This window comes from Aureimonas sp. Leaf324, assembly GCF_001423245.1.
Lineage (GTDB): Bacteria > Pseudomonadota > Alphaproteobacteria > Rhizobiales > Rhizobiaceae > Aureimonas.
Map to the genome: position 1 here is coordinate 26,642 of NZ_LMOH01000007.1, position 17,767 is coordinate 44,408.

Below are 17,767 nucleotides of genomic sequence, written 5' to 3' on the forward strand. Positions count from 1 at the left end.
AACGCACAACATCTTGTGTCCGCGTTTACGCTGATCGTGCATGGTGCGGAAAGCATCGTGGCCCATCCTTCCAACAAGGGACCGGCCCCAAGGCACGCGACATGATGCTGGATCGCATATTCAGACAGGCCGAACGAACCGCCCCCATCGAGCGGGCCGGCAGCGCAGGCGGGCCGAGCCGCGTCGCGAAGCGTCGTGGTGTAGCCTTGGCGCTTGGCGGCGGTGCCGCGCGCGGATGGGCCCATATCGGGGTCCTGCGCGCGCTCGACGAGGCCGACATTCCGGTCTCGATGATCGCCGGCACCTCGATCGGCGCCCTCGTCGGCGGCTGTTATCTCGCGGGACGGCTCGACGAACTCGAAGCCTTCGCCCGTTCTCTGACGCGCCGTGGATTGATGGGACTCCTCGATTTCCGGTTCGGCGGAGACGGGCTGCTCGGCGGCATGCGGCTCAACGCGCGGCTCGTGAACACGCTGAAGGACGTCCGCATCGAGGATCTCGACCGCCCGTTCGTGGCGGTCGCGACCGAGGGGCGCAACGGCCATGAGGTCTGGATGGACCAGGGCTCGCTGGTCCTCGCCATGCGCGCGTCCTACGCCGTTCCCGGGATTTTCCAGCCGGTCGAATGCGGTGGCCGTCGCCTGTCGGACGGGGCCCTCGTCAACCCGGTCCCCGTCTCGGTCTGCCGCGCCTACGAGCAGCCGCTCGTGATCGCGGTCAACCTGCACTACGACCTCTTCGGTCGTGCGGCGGTCCTTCGCATGCGCGCCGAGAGCAGCGACCCGGACGGATCGATCGCCGAAAACCCCGTCGATCCGCTGTCACCGCAGCGCCCGAACGCCGACAACAGACGGGACCGGATCGGGTTTGCCCGTTCGGTGGTCGACGCCTTCAACATCATTCAGGACCGCATCTCCCGCTCGCGCCTGGCCGGTGATCCGCCGGACCTGTCGGTGCACCCGCGCGTGCGGGAGATCGGTCTGTCGGAGTTCTTCCGAGCCAAGGAGTGCATCGCCTTCGGATACGAGGAGACGATGCGCTCGATGAACGAGATCCGCCGACTGCAGGAGTGCATGCCGGCGCCGTGAGGTCGGTCAGCCCGCCGCGGCGTGGATGTAGCTGCGCATCTCCTCGGCCTCCTGTTCGGCGGCCTCGATCCGACGCTTCACCACGTCGCCGATCGACACGATGCCGACGAGACGCCCCCCTTCACACACCGGCAGGTGCCGGAAGCGACGGCGGGTCATGATCTCCATCGCCTCGTCCACCGTCGTGTCCTCGCCGGCGGTCGTCACTTCGCGGGTCATCACCTCGCCGACGGTGCCCGACAGCGCGTCCATGCCGCCTCCGGCGACGAGACGCACGACGTCCCGCTCCGACAGGATGCCTTGAAGGTCTCCACCGGAGCCGGTGACCACCAGCACACCGATGCGGCGCTCGGCCAGCGTCTTCACGGCTTCGGCGAGCGTCGTGGCCGGGTCGATCGTCACGACCTCCCGCCCCTTGATCTCGAGAATGCGACGTACGGTCATTGACGGCCTCCATCCATCGTTGTCCGCCCGCATCGTGCGACGAACCCGCCGCCTTGCGCAACTGCCCCGTCAGAGCCCCACCGGATGCTGGCGGCGCGGGTCGAAGGCGGAGAAGCAGAGGAAGCCGAAGAGGAAACCGCCGACATGGGCCTCCCAGGCGACGGCCGCGCCCTCGCCGAGGAGCAGCCCCGCCCCGGAGCCGAGCGCGATGTTGGTGACGAAGAAGACGATGATGAAGAAGAGGACCGTCCGATCCGACAGGCTGCGCGGGATCGACAGGAGCGGCGCGTAGGCGACGTCGCCGCGCCCCATGGCACCGAGCGCGAAACGCGCCGCCCCGCCCATCAGGGCGGACACGACACCCGAGGCACCGATCATCGGCTGGATGAGGTCCGGGTTCATCACGTAGAACAGGGCGGCGCCCGCGACCGCCCCGAAGGCGCAGAAGACGAGGAACCGCCCGGCGCCGAGCCGGCGGGCGACCGGCGTACCGAAGGCGAGCATCCACACCGCGTTGGTCCCGTAATGCACCCAGTCGCCGTGCAGGAAGGCATGGGTGATCGGCGAGGTCCACGCCGCCAACGGCTCGCGCAGAAGGCAGATCTCGTCGCTCGACCCGTAGCAGCCGGCCAGGAACGACAGGTTCAGGAGCGCCCACCCGCCCTGCACATCGTCGAGGACGTCGACGCGGACCCAATGGACCAGGGCCAGGAACGCCAGAAGGCCGAGCACGATGCCCGGGACGATGAACGCAGGCTGCCGAGGGGGCGGCGGACTGTCGAAGGGATCGGACGGCGACGGGCGGGAATCGAGCGACAAGACTTGAGGACTCCAGATGGCTGTCTCGTTGTATCGCCCGGCAGCCCGAGGGCAATGCGGGCGCTGCGAGCGGAGCCGCTTCAGGACCGGCGGTTCTGGCCGAACGGCACCCCGGCATGGTTCCCGATCGCTTATCTCGACGATGCCGCGACAAGCCCTTGTTAAGCCTCATCGCTTATCACTTGGAAACCAGTGAAGCGGGCCGAGACCATGTTGAACACCTTGCCGAAGACCCTCGCCGTCTCGGAAGACCGCCGTCACTTCAAGCGGGTGTCGATCGATCTCCTCGGCCGTTTCATGCTGGAGGATCAGCGGGAGTATCCCTGCCGGATCGACAACATGTCTCCGGGAGACGTCGCGATCGTGACGCCGGTGGAGCCCGCCAAGGGCGAACGGGTCATTCTCTACGCCGATCAGATCGGCCGTCTGGAAGGCACTGTCGCACGCAGCTTCAAGGGCGGCTTCGCACTGGTCCTGAACGCCACCGAGCGCAAGCGCGAAAAACTGGCGGCCCAGTTGATGTGGCTTGCCAACCGTTCCGAGCTGTCGCTGCCGGAAGATCGCCGTCACGAGCGCCTCCAGCCGCGCAATCCGGTCATCCGGATGGTGCTGGACGACGGACGCAGCTACGAGGTTCGCATCAACGACCTGTCGCTGTCCGGCGCGGCGATCGTCTGCGCCGTCCGCCCGGCGATCGGCTCGCGCCTGACGCTGGGAACGATGACCGGACGCGTCGTCCGCCAGCTCGAAGACGGCGTCGCCGTCGAGTTCTCGTCGCTTCAGACGCGCGAATCCCTGCTCGACCACCTCGGCTGATCGCCGCCGCCGAGCCTTTCTCGCCACGAACCTGTGGATAACGGGGAGCATTTTCGGCTCTCCCCGGCAGCCCGCGCGCTTGCCCGTTAAGGTCTTGCTCATCCTTTCTTAAGGAGTGTGGCAAGCGTGTTCCGCGTCCCCGTCTGCAACCGACCCGGCCCCGTTAACCCGGCAGCCGCCGGCGCGTTAACGCTTCGCCCCGCCCTCCCCCGATCCTCGGCGCCGACATCGGCCACGCCTTCATCTTCATGGAGGCGGAGGCGGCATGCTTACCGAAGTATTCTGCATGCGAACCGCTTCTTAAGCGTCATTCTTCAGATCGCGGCAAGCAAGAGATCTGAACAATTTGAGGATCAGTTTACGAAAATTCTCATCGGGCGTTTGGACTTCAAGTAAATCCGGTCTGCGACTGTGCGTGCGTCACCGCTGGAGACCGAAAGTGCAGATCTCGAACCGCCTCTTCTCGCTCGTCATGCTTCTGGTCGCCGGCCTCCTGTTCACGGGCAAGGCCGACGCCGCGATGACGCTGCGCGGACCGACCTCCCAGCCGATCGGGCATTTCGAGTTCTGCAAGTCCTACCCGGAGACCTGCGGACCGAACGCCGAGATCGGCATCATCCAGATCAGCGACCGCTCTTGGCAGTCGATCATCGAGGTCAACAACACGGTCAACAAGGGCATCATCCCGCGCACCGACATGGAGATGCACGGCGTCGCCGAGCTCTGGTCCTATCCGTCGATCGAGGGGGACTGCGAGGACTTCGTTCTTCTCAAGCAGTACATGCTGGAGCGCGAGGGGTTCCCGCGCTCGGCTCTGCTGATCACGGTGGTCCGCCAGCCGAACGGCGAGGGCCACGCGGTCCTGACCATCCGCACCAATCGCGGCGACATCATCCTCGACAATCTCGACAAGCGTGCCCTCGACTGGACGCTGACGCCCTACAAGTTCCTGAAGCGCCAGTCCGAGCAGAATTCCGCCAAGTGGGTGGCGATCGAGGACGGCCGGGACATGCTGGTCGGCTCGGTGCGCTGACGCTCCCTTCCCCTCCCTCCACGAAAAAGGCCGGCTCGAAGCCGGCCCTTCTGCTGTCTGGGGTTCTGCCTCGCGTTGGGGCGGAACGTCGTCTCAGTCGAGATCGATGTCGAGCACCGTGATGGTGACGTGGTAGGAGGTCTCTCCCTCGTCGGTGTCCTTGCCCACGGTGCCGATGAAGTCCTCGCCGACATAGATTTCGGCCGTGTCCTTCTTGCGCGGCATGGCCTTCACCTGAATGCCCGACGTCTTGAAGGTGCGGTTCAGATAGGCTTCGAGCTTGCGAATTTCGTCGGGCTTCACGAGGTCAGTCTCCTTGGGCGCATTCTGCGCGTCGAGCGTTGCAATGGCCGGAACGGCCGGAAAGATGCAAACTCAGTCGGCGCGGGTGAAATTCTGGTCCATCGCGCGCGCCGGCTCGGCGCAGCCGGACGTTCCGACGATCCGCGCGGGCACGCCCGCCACGGTGGAGTTCGGCGGCACTTCTGCCAGGACCACCGAGCCGGAGGCGATCTTCGAGCAGTCGCCGACCTTGATGTTGCCGAGGATCTTGGCGCCCGCCCCGATCAGGACGCCGTTGCCGATCTTCGGATGTCGGTCGCCGAACTCCTTGCCCGTACCGCCGAGCGTCACATCCTGCAGGATCGAGACATTGTCGCCGATCACCGCCGTGAAGCCGACGACGAGGCCCGTGGCATGATCGAGGAAGATGCCGCGCCCCATGCGCGAAGCCGGGTGGATGTCGGTCTGGAACACCGAGGACGACCGGGACTGGAGATACAGCGCGAAGTCCTTGCGGCCCTCGTTCCAGAGCCAGTGCGCCAGGCGGTGCGTCTGAATGGCGTGGAAGCCCTTGAAGTAGAGCAAGGGCTCGATCATCCGCTCGCAGGCGGGATCGCGATCGAAGACGGCCTGAAGGTCGATGCGCAGCACGCCGCCCCATTCGGGACGGGCGGCGGCCATCTCCTCGAAAGCCTGTTCGATATGGCAGGCGGGAAGGTCCGCATGATCCAGCCGCCGGCCGATGCGGAAGGCGATCGCCGATTCCAGCGAGCGATGATTGAGGATCGACGCGTAGAGGAACCCGCTCAGCGCCGGCTCGCGCTCGGCAGCGGCCAAGGCTTCGTCCCGCACCCGGTTCCAGATCGGATCGATCGCCTGAACGCGGTCGACGGCAGACTTCATCAAGACGGTCATCGTCATCCTGCTTTCGCTCGCTCGCGTCCCGCATGTCGAAGACAAGATAAGCGCGCTGCCACGATCCACCAGTCCAGGCATGAACGGGTCGACGCGGCATTCCGTTTCGCTGGCTCTAGCCGAACCCACCGATTTTGAAAATGCCGTCCGGCTTCAGGCGTCCAGAACCCCGCGGTTCCGGTCGAGGAAATCGACGGCCGCCGCCTTGAACGTCCGGTCGCCGACGGCGAGCATGTGGTCGCGATTGGCGATGGCGAAGACCTCGGCATTCGGCATCAGAACGCCCAGACGCTCGGGCGATCCGGCGATATCGTCACGGGTTCCGACGCCAATCAGCGTCGGCTGGTCGAGTTCGCCGACCTCGGTTTGCGTGAGTTCCCGGCGGGACGTCGCGATGCAGGCGGCCAGCGCATGGCGGTCGCTGCCGGTCCGATCGGCGAAGGCGCGGAACATGCGGCCGCGCTCGTGTGTGACGACCTCGAGCGAGGGCGCCATCAGCGCGTCGGCGATCGGGTCCCAGTCTCCGACGCCCTCGACCAGCCCGATGCCGAGCCCGCCGAAGACGAGAAGCGGGAAGCGGTCCCGATGCAGCCGCCCCGCAAAGGCCGAGACGCGCGCGCCCATGGAATAGCCGAAGAGGGCCGCGCGCCGGACCGAGAGGTGATCGACGAGCGCGACGACGTCGCCCACCATCGCCTCCGGCGTATAGGCCGCCGGATCGTGCGGCTTGTCGCTGCGGCCGTGCCCGCGATGGTCGAAGGCGACGACGCGCCACCCGGCCTTCGTCAGCGTGTCCACCCAACCCGGGTCGATCCAGTTGACGCGCATGTTCGAGGCGAAGCCGTGGACGAGGACGATGGCGGGCGCCGTACGATCGCCCTCGTCGATGTAGTCGAGACGCAGACCGTCGTTGTGAAACTCGGGCATTGGGCACGTCACTCCGCTCTCGCCGAACCAAGGCGCTTCCGATAGCGCGAAGGGACCCGCGAGAACCACCTGTTCTTTTCATTGAGGGATGGATAAGTTCCGCCCGCTTCGAGACGAGCGAATGGAGACGGCAGCATGGCCGACTACGGAACCCCCCACTTCCAGAACGACGGGGGCCATGGGGTGATCGAGATCGGCGTCGCCGAATTCATGTGCGTTGGCGCGACCCCGCCTTACGACCACCCGCATGTCTACCTCGACATGGGCGACGAGGGCGAGAAGGTCTGCCCGTACTGCTCGACCCTCTACAAGCTTAACACGGTGCTGAAGCGCGACGAGAGCGTGCCGCCGGGCTGCTTCTATCGCCACCGCGCCGCCTAGAGCCCAGCGCACATGCCCGAGGCCACCGTCGCCGGCGCGGGCATCGCGGGGCTGACCGCGGCGATCGCGCTCGCACGAAAGGGCTGGCGCGTCCGCGTCCGCGAGCGGGCCCCTCGGCTGGATCCGGTCGGTGCCGGGATCCAGCTCTCGCCCAACGCGCTTGACGTGCTCCACCAGCTGGGCGTTCCGATCGATGATATCGGCGTTGCAGCCGACAGCGTCGTCCTGCGCGACGGTCCGAGCGGCCGGCGGATCGCAACGGTTCCCGTGTCGAGTTCGGACGGCCGCGGCTACCGCGTCCTCCACCGCGCGGACTTGCAGCGGGTGCTTCTCGAGACTGCTTCGGGTGCCGTCGGGATCGATCTTTCCTTAAGCGAGACACTCGTCGCGCTCGACGGTGACGGCCACAACGTCCGCCCCACCTTCGAAAGCCCCCGTGGCACGACGCAGGACCGGAGCGACCTTTTCGTGGCCGCCGACGGCGTGCATTCGGCGGCCGCGCGGCTTCTCGGTTTCCCCGCCCCCGTTGCGTCCGGTGCGACGGCGTTGCGCTTCATCGTAAGTTCGGCCGCACCGGCCGGGCCGGCGGCGATCGAGGCCTGGCTCGGTCACCGCCGCCATGTGGTGCGCTACCGCATCGACGCCGCCGGCACGCAGAACATCGTCGTGATCGTCCCGGACGGTGACCCAGGTCTCGGACCGGTAGCGGATTGGGACCCGGCGCTGGCCGCCATGCTCTCGGCGGCAGAACCGGTCGGTTCGTGGCCGCTTCTGACGGTCGAGCCGCGCTGGCGGGCGGAACCTGGCTGGCCGGTCGCGCTGATCGGCGACGCCGCCCACGCGATGCTGCCCTACGCCGCCCAGGGCGCGGCGATGGCGATCGAGGACGCCTTCGTCCTTGCGGCCTGCGTTTCCGACGGCGGCTCCCCGGCGGAAGGCCTCCGCCGTTTCGAGACGCTGCGCGCGCCGCGTGTTCGGCGGGTTCTCGACCGTGTCGCGTTCCACAAGCGCGTCTATCATCTGCCTCGTCCGATCTCCTTCGCGCGCGATCTTGCCCTTGCCATCCGGTCGCCGAAATCGCTGCGGCGGGATCTCGCCTGGCTCTACGACTGGCGTGCGAACGCCGACGGGACCGATTCCACGAACTGATGAGCCGCCTTGCGGTCTGCATTCCCTAACACACCGACCGGCCTACTTTGCCAGGCAACGGTTTCCGGCCGGCGTGCGCATGCGCTGTCGACGGACCAGCCGACAGTTGCAAGGGACGTAACCAGAAGGCCGATCGATGATCAGACTGAAGAACACCGGACGTTTGCTGACGGTGACGGCTCTCGCCGCCTCCACCGCCATGACGGGTCCGCTCGCCGCTCTTGCCCAAGGCGCGGAAGGGCGTCCGCCGGCGATCGAGGAAGCAGCACCGGACGCACCCCGGGGCCGCGCCGCCGAGCCCGAGGCACCGGCGGAGCGCCCGGCGCCCCGCCGTCAGCGTGAGGCCGCCCCGGAAGCCGAAGCTCCGGCCGAGCGCCCTGCGCCGCGCCGCCAGCGCGAGGCGGCTCCCGAAGCGGAAGCTCCGGCCGAGCGCCCCGCGCCTCGCCGTCAGCGCGAGGCCGCCCCGGAAGACGCGCCGCAGCGTGCGCGGCAGGCCGAACCCGATGCGCCGGCCGAGGAGCCGGCTCCGCGTCGCGGCCGCGAGCGTGCGCCGGAGCCGGACGCTGCGCCCGCGCGCGGCAACGCGGCCGAACCGGAACAGGCCCGCGAGCCCGAGACCCCGGCCGAGCGCCCTGCGCCACGCCGCGACCGCGCTCCGGCGCCCGAAGGACAGGCCGAGCCCGAGCGTCCGCGCGCACCGGCCGACGCCGAACGTCCGCCCGAGCCCAACGGGCAGCCCCGCCGCGGCGAGCCGCGCGAGCCGAACCGCCCCCGCGCGCCCGGCGAACCGGAGGCTCCGGCCGGCGAGCGCCCCGCCCGTCCGGCGGATGCCGCGCCCGATAGCGGGCCCCCGCGCAACGCGCCTCAGGGCAACCCGGCCGAACTTCCGGCGGATGCGGGAACGCAGAACGACCTGTCGAACGGTGCGGCCGGAACGCGCAACGGTGCCGAGCCCGCCGCCCGCCCGCCCGCAACGCCGCCGGCCGCGGCTGCGCCGGGAACCCGGCCCGCCGGCACAGGCGAGACGCCGGCCGCTCCGCCGAGCGCAACGCCGGGAGCCCAGCCTGCAACGCCGCCGGTTCCCGGCGCCCAGCCGCCGGCAGCCGGCGCCAACCCGACCGAACCTCTCGCCCCGCAGACCGCTCCGACCGATCCCGCCCTGCGCGGCCCGAACGGCGCGCCGGTCGCCCCCGGAACACCGCCGACGCCCCCGGTTCCGAACGGGGCTCTTCCGGCTCCCGGAACGGTGCCAGGCCAGCCGGCCCCGGCTGCTCCCGGCACGCCGCCGACGCCGCCGCTTCCGAACGGTGCGCTGCCGGCTCCCGGCACTCCGGCGCCCGGCCAGCAGGCGGTCGCGCCGCCTCCGGTGGAGAACCCGCGTCCCGTCGCCGCCGACGTCCAGACGGCCCCCGTGCCCGCCGGTGGTGTCGCCACCAACGACGCGCGCGTCCAGCAGTTGGCCGCACCGGTCCAGGTGCGTCCGATCACGGCGGAGCAAGGGCAACGCCTCGAAGCGCCTCCGCAGGTCGTTCTGCCGAACGATGTCCAGGTGGTGGAACGTGTCGGCGATCGTGATGTCCTCTCGCTCGTCGGTGCGGGGATCGCGGGTGCTGCCGCCGGTGCGGCCGCGGCCTACTTCATCCGCTCGGACGACACCGACCGCCTCACGGTCGATTCGCGCGATGTGTACTACGAGCGGCTGCCGCGTGGACTGACGCGCCAGATCATCACGCGTCCGAACGGCGTTCAGGTCGTCACGATCGAGAACGAGTACGGTGACGTGATCCAGCGCTCGCGCATCGCGGCCGACGGGCGCGAGACGGTTCTGTTCTACGATCCGTACGCAGAGGACGACAGCCGGCCGGACTACTACTACGACGCCGGGGCGGACCTTCCGCCGCTGCGACTCGAGATCCCCGAGGACCGCTACATCGTCGATGTCGCGCAGCCCAACGAGGAACTCTACTACGACACGCTCGTCGCTCCGCCGGTGGAAACCGTCGAGCGGATCTACTCGATCAACGAGGTCCGCCGCAGCGAACGTATTCGTGACAAGGTGCGCCGGATCGATCTGAACACGATCAATTTCGCGTTCGGATCGGCCGAGATCGAGCAGAGCGAGGTCGACAACCTCCAGGCGCTGGCCGACGCGGTCAAGCGCGTGGTGGATCAGAACCCCGGCGAGGTCTTCCTCCTCGAGGGCCACACGGACGCGGTCGGCAGCAACGTCGCCAACCTCGCCCTGTCGGACCGGCGCGCGGAGGCGGTCGCGAAGGCGCTGACCGAGTACTTCGAGATCCCGGCGGAAAACATCGTGACGCAGGGCTACGGCGAGGAAGACCTGAAGGTCGACACGCAGGAGGCCAATCGCGAGAACCGCCGGGTGACGCTCCGCCGGATCACCCCGCTGGTGAAGCCGGTGGAAACGTCGCAGGCCAACTGATCGGCCGCAGAAAAGGAAGGTCGGAGCGGAAACGCTCCGGCCTTTTTCATTGCCCGCGGATCAGTCCGCGCCATCCTCGCTGCCAGCGGCGGGCTGGCGCTCAGCCGACAAGAAGTTCGCGAGCGGCTGGAGACTGTCGACGTAACCCGCGACGATGCGAACCCCGACCATGATCGGCACGGCAAGGAACATGCCGACGACGCCCCAGATCCAGCCCCAGAACGCCACCGCGAGAAAGATGGCGGCGGCGTTCATAGCCAACCGGCGGCCGACGAGGATGGGCGTCAGGAACTGGCCTTCGACCGTGGTCGCCGCGAAATAGAGGAGGACCGGTAGGAGGGCGCCCGCGACGTCGCGGTGCTCCGCAAGGCCCACCAGTCCGACCAGCATCATCCCGCCGATCGCGCCGAGATAAGGAATGAAGTTGAGCGCGAAGGCGAGGACGCCGAAGACCGGCGCCATCGGCAGGCCGATGAGCCACATCAGCGTCCCGATGACGAGGCCGAGCCCGGCGTTGATCAGGGTGATCGTGAAGAGATACCGCGAAAGCTCGGTCTCGATCTCATGGGCGATCGTCAACGCGAGCTTCTTGTCGGAGAGCCTCGGCAGGGATTCGATGAGCTTCTGGTAGAACAGGCTGCCGGACGACAGGAGAAAGAACAGGAAGATCAGCGCGAACGCGATGCTCGCGCCGATCTGTGGCACCATAAGCGCCGCGCTGTTGAGGAGCTGCGGTCCGTCGATGATCACGCTTTGCGGCTGCTGCGCTCCGTCCTGCGCGCCGACGGCCTCCGACGCCTCCATCCGTGCGCCGCGCAGGGCGCCGAGGCGATCGCGGACGGTATCGATCTCCTCGTTCAGCGCCGAGACGTATCGGGGGATGTTGCCGGCAAGGTCGGTCAGCGGTCCCGTCAGGAACGAGAAGGCGCCGATCAGCAGCAGGAAGGTCCCGAACACCAGAGCCGCCGCGGTCAGCGGCGGCCAGATGCCGAGCCTGCGCTGGCCGAAGCGAACGACCGGCGCCAGCACGAGCATGAAGAGGAGCGCGAAAACGACCGGGAGCACGAAGCTCGACGAGAGATACAGCGCCCCGAACAGCATGATCAGGAAGATGCCGACGATCGCCCAGCGGGGCCCCGCCTGAAACGTCTGCCGGTTCACGAGGCCGATGGCGGGGGCCACGATCGCCGGCTCCCGGGCTTCTCCGCTCGTCTCGCTCATCACTGTCTTCCGACATGCCTTTGGGTTGTAACGCCGGATGTACCGCGACGTTCCGCCGTGGACGAAACGCAAAAGCCGGCCCCGCCAAGCGGGACCGGCTTTCGAGCCGAAGGGTGGCGGCCCGTTCGTTCAGTGCAGGATCTGGCTGAGGAAGAGCTTCGTGCGCTCGTGCTGCGGGTTGGAGAAAAACGCGTTCGGCTCGTTCTCCTCGACGATCTGTCCGGCATCCATGAAGATGACGCGATCGGCCACCTGACGGGCAAAGCCCATCTCGTGGGTGACGCAGATCATGGTCATGCCGTCGTTGGCAAGCGACACCATCGTGTCGAGCACCTCCTTGACCATCTCCGGGTCGAGCGCCGAGGTCGGCTCGTCGAAGAGCATCACCTTCGGGCGCATGCAAAGCGCCCGCGCGATCGCGACACGCTGCTGCTGGCCGCCCGAGAGCTGGCCCGGATACTTGTTCGCCTGCTCGGGGATGCGAACGCGGGTGAGGAAGTGCATGGCCACCTCCTCCGCCTTCTTCTTCGGCATCTTGCGCACCCAGATCGGGGCCAGCGTGCAGTTTTCGAGGATGGTGAGGTGCGGAAAGAGGTTGAAGTGCTGGAACACCATGCCGACCTCCTGGCGCACGATGTCGATCTTCTTCAGGTCGTTGGTCAGCTCGACGCCGTCGACCACGATCCGGCCCTTCTGGTGCTCTTCCAGCCGGTTGATGCAGCGGATCATCGTGGACTTGCCGGAACCCGAGGGACCGCAGACGACGATCTTCTCGCCGCGCCGGACGCGCAGATTGATGTCGCGCAGGACGTGGAACTCGCCGTACCATTTGTTGACGCCGGACAGTTCGATGGCAGGACCGGACGACTGCGGGGTCGGGCTTGCGGACGTGTTGCTCATGTCAGGATCCTACGCGCTGGAAGGAAAGAGTCGCCGGTCGTTCGACAGGCCGGACGGTACGGGAACCGGTCAATGCTTTCGGCCACGCGCCAACCGTCGCTCGATGAAGATCGAGTAGCGCGACATGCTGAAACAGAACAGCCAGAAGGCGAAGGCGCCGAACACGAGCCCCGTCGCCGGCGTCGACGGCGTGATCCAGATCGGATCGCCGAAGCCGCGGCGGATGGTGCCGAGGAGATCGGCGAGACCGATGATGTAGACGAGGCTGGTGTCCTTGAAGAGACCGATGAACGTGTTGACGATGCCGGGGATCACCAGCGTCAGCGCCTGCGGCAGGATGATCATCCGCATCTTCTGCCAGTAGGTGAGCGCCATCGCGTCGGCGCCCTCGTACTGTCCCTTGGGGATCGCCTGCAGGCCGCCGCGGATCACCTCGGCCATGTAGGCCGCGGCAAACAGCGAGACGCCGACGAGGACGCGCAGGAGCTGGTTGAAGCTGACGCCTGCCGGAAGCAGCAGCGGCAGCATGAAGTTCGCCATGAACAGGACGGTGATCAGCGGGACGCCGCGCCAGAACTCGATGAAGATCACGCATAGCAGTCGCACCGCCGGCATCTTCGACATGCGCCCGAGCGCAAGCAGGATGCCGAGCGGCAGCGATGCGGTGATGCCGGTCAGCGCCACCGTCAGCGTGATCAGGAGGCCGCCCCAGAGGTTAGTCGGCACGAATTCCAGACCGAAGTTCGACGTCAGGATCAGCACGAAGGCGAGCGCCGCCACCGTCGGCAGATACAGGCCGACGAGGCTCGAACCGGTCTCCGCGGTGCGAACCGTCGCCATGATCGCCAGAACGATCGAGGCGACGGCCGCGGCGAAGCCGACGAGGCTCAGCATCTCGAAGCGGAAGGACAGGAACAGGATCCGGCCGCTGTTGACGTAGAACGAGGCGAACGAGACCACGAAGGCCAGGACGGCGAGCCACAACGCCACCTTCATCGCGCCGGTGCGCATGACCGTGGTGCTGCGTCCGGTCGCCAGAAAGATCGTCGCCGCCGCCGCCAGCGCGAAGACGAGGCCGATCGCCGAGCCCGACATCGCAAAGCGCCCGCCGGTCAGGAGAACGAGCGCCGCAAGCGGGAACAGGAGGAAGAGGAGCGCCGCGTTCAGACGCTTGAACGGCACCTTAGGGATCGCGATCGGCACGATGAGGGCGACCAGCGCGAAAAATACGAGCTGCACCCTCCACCGTTCGTCGAGCGGATAGGTGCCATAGAGGAACTGGTCGAACTTCGCGCCGATGAAGGCCCAGCAGGCGCCGACCTCGCGCGTCTCCGTCGACAGGCAGGCGGTCCGGTCGGAACCGGTGAAGACCGCGTTCACGATCCCCCACTGGACGAGCCCGTTGATGACGTAGGCGACGAGGAGACCGCAGACGATCGTCAGGACCGCGTCGAACGGGGTCGCGAAGAGGTGCTTGCGGACCGTGCCGAAGGCTCCGGTCTCGCTCGCGGGTGGCGGGAGAGGCTCGATCTGGCCGCGGGCGACGAAACGGGCGACTTGTTCTTCCATCGTCCGGCCCTCAGCGCTCGACAAGTTTCATGCGGCGGTTGAACCAGTTCATCAGGATCGAGATCGTGACGCTGATGCCGAGGTAGACGGCCATCCAGATCACGACCACCTCGATCGACTGGCCCGACTGGTTGAGCACCGTCGACCCGACGGCCACGAGATCGGGATAGCCGATCGCCAGGCCGAGCGACGAGTTCTTGATGAGGTTCAGATATTGCGAGGTCAGGGGCGGGATGATCACGCGGAAGGCCTGGGGCACGATCACGAGGCGCAGCGCCGCGCCGCGCCGCAGCCCGAGCGCGGCGGCCGCCTCGTTCTGTCCCTTGGAGACCGACAGGATGCCGGCGCGCACGATCTCGGCGATGAAGGCCGCCGTATAGACCGAAAGCGCCAGGAAGATCGCGAGGAACTCGGGGCGGATCTGGAAGCCGCCGGAAAGATTGAACGTGCCGAGCTTCGGGATATCGAGCGTCGCCGGAAAGCCGGTCGCCGCGAACACGACGAGCGGCAGGACGACGATCAGGCCGAGGGCCGGCAGGATCAGTCCCGGGCGGTGCCCCGTGGCGCGCTGGCGCGCGGCAAAGACGCGGGACAGCACGATCGTGGCGATGAGGCCGGCCACGAACGCCCAGAAGGTCGCGGCGGCGGCCGGCTCGAAGATCGCCTTGGGTGTCTGCAGGCCGCGATTCGAGATGAAGGAATCGAACGGCAGCTCGATCGCGTTGCGCGGCAGCGGCAACACCGAGAGCACGCCGAAATACCAGAAGAGGATGACGAGGAGCGTCGGGATGTTGCGGAACGTCTCGACGTAGACGGTGCAGAGCCCGCGCACGAGGAAGTTGTGCGACAGGCGGCCGATGCCGACGAGGAACCCGATGATCGTGGCCGCGACGATGCCCGTGCCTGCGACGATCAGCGTGTTGACGATGCCCACCACGATCGCGCGGCCGTAGGGCGCGTTGTTCGTGTAGGCGATCGGCACCTGCGAGATGTCGAAGCCGGCGCGCGTGTCGAGGAAGCCGAAGCCCGAGGCGATGTTGGCGCGCTGGAGGTTCTGCGCGGTGTTCCCGACGATCCACCAGGTGAAGGCCGCAATGGCGGCCAAGAGGGTCACCTGGATGACGATGCTGCGCACCTTGGGATTGGTGAAGACGGAATCACGCGTGTGTTCCTTTGGCGCCATGCCCGAGCTTACCGTCATGAAGGTCCTTCTTCGGATCGGGAGACGGACCCGCCGCCGAGGCGGCGGCGGGTCTCAACGCTAGCGGTCGGCCGGGATCAGCGGATCGGCGGAGCGTACTGGAGGCCACCCTTGGTCCAGAGCGCGTTCTGGCCGCGTGCGATGCCGAGCGGCGAACCGGTGCCGACGTTGCGCTCGAAGAGCTCGCCGTAGTTGCCCACCGCCTTGACGATGTTCACGACGAAGTCGTTCGACAGGCCGGCGTCGGCGCCGAACGTGCCCTCGACGCCGAGCAGGCGACGGATCTCGGGGTTGGCCGAGTTCTTCATCTCCTCGACGTTCGCCTGCGTCACGCCGAGCTCCTCGGCGTTGAGGAGCGCGAAGTGAGTCCACTTCACGACGTTGAACCACTGGTCGTCGCCCTGGCGGACGGCGGGGCCGAGCGGCTCCTTCGAGATGATCTCGGGCAGGACGACGTGGTCGTCCGGCGTGCCGAGCTCGAGGCGCGAGGCGTAGAGACCGGACTGGTCGGTGGTGAGAACGTCGCAGCGGCCGCTGTCGTAGGCGCTGTTGACGTCCGACTGCGCCTCGATGACGACCGGGTTGTACTGCATGTTGTTGGCGGCGAAGTAGTCGGCGAGGTTCAGCTCGGTGGTGGTGCCGCTCTGCACGCAGACGGTGGCGCCCGACAGTTGCAGCGCGGAGTTCACGTTGAGCTCCTTGCGGACCATGAAGCCCTGGCCGTCGTAGTAGTTCACGCCGACGAACTTCAGGCCGAGCGAGGTGTCACGGCTCATGGTCCAGGTCGTGTTGCGGGCGAGGACGTCGACCTCGCTGTTCTGCAGCGCCGGGAAGCGCTGGACGGCCGAGAGCGGCGAATAGACCACCTTGGACGGATCATTGAAGATCGCCGCGGCGATCGCCTTGCAGTAGTCGACGTCGAGGCCGGCCCACTGGCCCTGGTCGTTCTGGAAGCCGAAGCCCGGCAGGCCGGTGTTGACGCCGCACCGCACCGTGCCGCGCGCCTTGGTGTCGTCGAGCGTTGCGGCGGAGGCGTGGGTCGTCACGGCGCCGAACGCGGACAGGCAGAGAGCGGCGGTCAGTAGCTTCAGTTTCATCCGATTACCTTCAAGTTCGCCCGGTTGCTGATATGAATGAGAGAGACCCGGCGCTTCTCTCGAAACGTCCGATGCCGGAACCCACGCGAGGAGGCTCGGCGCGGATCACATGCCATCGGAATGGGCAGGTCAAGCGACTGGCGTTTTTTTCCATGGCCCACGTGGCAAATGCTCGTGAAGTGGGCACATATTCCACAGGATGATCGGCTTTTGACGTCTCAAGACCCCAAAAATTCATCAACGCTGCGGCCGGCCACCCGTCGCATGCGTGTCGGGCACGATCCCGAAACGTCGCAGGGATTCGTCAATCCGCCGATCGTCCGCGGTTCGACCGTCCTCTTCCCGGACACCTCGACCATGCGGCGTCGGGCGCAAAAATATACCTACGGCCTGCGCGGGACGCCGACGCTCAGCGCTCTGGAAGAGGCGATCGACGAACTGGAGGGCTCGCACGGCACGATCCTGGTCCCCTCCGGGCTCGCGGCCGTCTCGCTTCCCCTTCTCGCCTTCCTCGGGGCGGGCGATCACTGCCTCGTCGTCGACAGCGTCTATGGCCCGACCCGCCTCTTCTGCGACACGATGCTGAAGCGCCTCGGCATCGAGACCGAGTATTTTTCGCCCGACATCGGCGCCGGACTGTCCGGGCTCATGCGGTCGAACACGAAGGTCGTCTTCCTCGAAGCGCCGGGGTCCAACACGTTCGAGATGATGGACGTTGCGCAAGCCGCCGGGATCGCGCGCGCGCGCGGGGCCGTCAGCATGCTCGACAACACCTGGGCGACGCCGCTCCTCTTCCGTCCGCTGGAGCACGGCGTCGACCTGTCGATCCATGCGCTGACCAAGTATCCCGGCGGCCATTCCGACCTCCTGATGGGTAGCGTCTCGGCGACGCGCGAGACCTTCGGCCGGTTGCGGGACGCCCAGATGCAGCTCGGCATCAACGTCTCGGCCGAGGACGCCTATCTCGTGTTCCGTGGGATGAAGACGATGGACCTGCGCATCCGGGCGCATGAAGAGTCCACGCTGGCGCTGGCGCACTGGCTGGAGGACCACGAGGATGTCGCCCGCGTCCTCCACCCCGCCCTGCCCTCGTTCCCCGGCCATGATCTCTGGAAACGCCAGTTCGCCGGCTCGACGGGCCTCTTCAGCTTCGTCCTCCAGGGCGGCGGCCGCGACGAGGCGGCGGCGTTTCTCGACGCGCTCTCGCTCTTCGGCCTCGGCTATTCCTGGGGCGGGTTCGAGAGCCTCGCGCTGGAAGTGGACCTCACCGACCGGATCCATGCGACCGCCCCGCCCGAAGGACCTGTGATCCGGCTGCAGATCGGGCTGGAGGACGCGGCCGACCTCAAGGCCGATCTCGAAGCGGGCTTCGCCGCCGTCCGCGCGATGCGCCGATAGCGTCTCGCGACCGTCCGGCGGCTCGCTCTTTCGTGATGGCGAAGTGAGCGACGCCGCCGGATGGATCGGTCGTGCCATCCGTAT

17 protein-coding genes are annotated in these 17,767 nt (G+C 67.4%); 7 read left to right on the forward strand and 10 right to left on the reverse strand.

Translation table 11 applies throughout. The annotated features are described in order from the left end of the window. Nucleotides 1–104: 104 nt before the first annotated feature. A complete protein-coding gene (locus tag ASF65_RS06105; protein WP_055886954.1) occupies nucleotides 105–1,088 on the forward strand; it encodes a patatin-like phospholipase family protein in 984 nt (327 codons plus the stop codon). Nucleotides 1,089–1,094: 6 nt separating this feature from the next. Here ASF65_RS06105 and ASF65_RS06110 read toward each other — a convergent pair whose 3' ends face one another. Then, nucleotides 1,095–1,532, reverse strand: coding sequence for a CBS domain-containing protein (locus ASF65_RS06110; protein ID WP_055886663.1), 438 nt, complete (start codon nucleotides 1,530–1,532; stop codon nucleotides 1,095–1,097). A 69-nt stretch (nucleotides 1,533–1,601) separates the two neighbouring features. After that, the gene (locus ASF65_RS06115) at nucleotides 1,602–2,351 is read right to left on the reverse strand and encodes a rhomboid family intramembrane serine protease (protein ID WP_055886666.1); all 750 of its coding nucleotides are present in this window, start codon (nucleotides 2,349–2,351) and stop codon (nucleotides 1,602–1,604) included. Nucleotides 2,352–2,561: 210 nt separating this feature from the next. On the opposite strand from ASF65_RS06115, the gene ASF65_RS06120 reads away from it, so the two are divergent. Then, complete coding sequence (locus ASF65_RS06120) at nucleotides 2,562–3,167, forward strand: PilZ domain-containing protein (RefSeq protein WP_055886955.1); 606 nt, start codon at nucleotides 2,562–2,564, stop codon at nucleotides 3,165–3,167. A 439-nt stretch (nucleotides 3,168–3,606) separates the two neighbouring features. Continuing rightward, the gene (locus tag ASF65_RS06125; RefSeq protein WP_244486573.1) at nucleotides 3,607–4,200 is read left to right on the forward strand and encodes a transglutaminase-like cysteine peptidase; all 594 of its coding nucleotides are present in this window, start codon (nucleotides 3,607–3,609) and stop codon (nucleotides 4,198–4,200) included. A 93-nt stretch (nucleotides 4,201–4,293) separates the two neighbouring features. Here ASF65_RS06125 and ASF65_RS06130 read toward each other — a convergent pair whose 3' ends face one another. From ASF65_RS06130 to ASF65_RS06140, 3 genes are all read right to left on the reverse strand, one after another. Beyond that, on the reverse strand, nucleotides 4,294–4,503 hold the full coding sequence (locus tag ASF65_RS06130) for a DUF3126 family protein (protein WP_055886669.1): 210 nt from the start codon (nucleotides 4,501–4,503) through the stop codon (nucleotides 4,294–4,296). A 72-nt stretch (nucleotides 4,504–4,575) separates the two neighbouring features. Beyond that, on the reverse strand, nucleotides 4,576–5,397 hold the full coding sequence (gene cysE, locus ASF65_RS06135; RefSeq protein ID WP_055886959.1) for a serine O-acetyltransferase: 822 nt from the start codon (nucleotides 5,395–5,397) through the stop codon (nucleotides 4,576–4,578). A gap of 153 nt (nucleotides 5,398–5,550) precedes the next feature. Further along, complete coding sequence (locus ASF65_RS06140) at nucleotides 5,551–6,324, reverse strand: alpha/beta hydrolase (protein ID WP_055886671.1); 774 nt, start codon at nucleotides 6,322–6,324, stop codon at nucleotides 5,551–5,553. 135 nt (nucleotides 6,325–6,459) lie between these two features. Between ASF65_RS06140 and ASF65_RS06145 the strand changes: the two genes are divergently transcribed. The 3 genes from ASF65_RS06145 to ASF65_RS22250 all read left to right on the forward strand — a co-directional run bounded on the left by ASF65_RS06145 (nucleotide 6,460) and on the right by ASF65_RS22250 (nucleotide 10,297). Continuing rightward, nucleotides 6,460–6,705, forward strand: coding sequence for a zinc-finger domain-containing protein (locus ASF65_RS06145; protein WP_055886674.1), 246 nt, complete (start codon nucleotides 6,460–6,462; stop codon nucleotides 6,703–6,705). A gap of 12 nt (nucleotides 6,706–6,717) precedes the next feature. Further along, entirely contained in the window at nucleotides 6,718–7,854 is a 1,137-nt protein-coding gene (locus ASF65_RS06150) for an FAD-dependent monooxygenase (protein ID WP_055886677.1), read from the forward strand. 136 nt (nucleotides 7,855–7,990) lie between these two features. Continuing rightward, entirely contained in the window at nucleotides 7,991–10,297 is a 2,307-nt protein-coding gene (locus ASF65_RS22250; protein ID WP_280137614.1) for an OmpA family protein, read from the forward strand. 60 nt (nucleotides 10,298–10,357) lie between these two features. Here the strand turns inward: ASF65_RS22250 and ASF65_RS06160 are convergent, their stop codons facing one another. The 5 genes from ASF65_RS06160 to ASF65_RS06180 all read right to left on the reverse strand — a co-directional run bounded on the left by ASF65_RS06160 (nucleotide 10,358) and on the right by ASF65_RS06180 (nucleotide 16,285). Next, complete coding sequence (locus tag ASF65_RS06160) at nucleotides 10,358–11,518, reverse strand: AI-2E family transporter (RefSeq protein WP_055886680.1); 1,161 nt, start codon at nucleotides 11,516–11,518, stop codon at nucleotides 10,358–10,360. Between the two features lie 129 nt (nucleotides 11,519–11,647). Continuing rightward, nucleotides 11,648–12,418, reverse strand: a complete 771-nt coding sequence (locus tag ASF65_RS06165; protein WP_055886685.1) for an amino acid ABC transporter ATP-binding protein — start codon at nucleotides 12,416–12,418, stop codon at nucleotides 11,648–11,650. A gap of 69 nt (nucleotides 12,419–12,487) precedes the next feature. Further along, nucleotides 12,488–13,987, reverse strand: coding sequence for an amino acid ABC transporter permease (locus ASF65_RS06170; protein WP_055886687.1), 1,500 nt, complete (start codon nucleotides 13,985–13,987; stop codon nucleotides 12,488–12,490). Between the two features lie 10 nt (nucleotides 13,988–13,997). After that, nucleotides 13,998–15,188, reverse strand: coding sequence for an amino acid ABC transporter permease (locus tag ASF65_RS06175; RefSeq protein WP_055886690.1), 1,191 nt, complete (start codon nucleotides 15,186–15,188; stop codon nucleotides 13,998–14,000). A gap of 77 nt (nucleotides 15,189–15,265) precedes the next feature. Continuing rightward, nucleotides 15,266–16,285: an amino acid ABC transporter substrate-binding protein gene (locus tag ASF65_RS06180; protein ID WP_055886693.1), complete on the reverse strand. Its 1,020-nt coding sequence runs from the start codon at nucleotides 16,283–16,285 to the stop codon at nucleotides 15,266–15,268. Between the two features lie 264 nt (nucleotides 16,286–16,549). On the opposite strand from ASF65_RS06180, the gene metC reads away from it, so the two are divergent. After that, a complete protein-coding gene (gene metC / locus ASF65_RS06185; protein WP_055886695.1) occupies nucleotides 16,550–17,683 on the forward strand; it encodes a cystathionine beta-lyase in 1,134 nt (377 codons plus the stop codon). The last annotated feature ends 84 nt before the right edge of the window (nucleotides 17,684–17,767 follow it).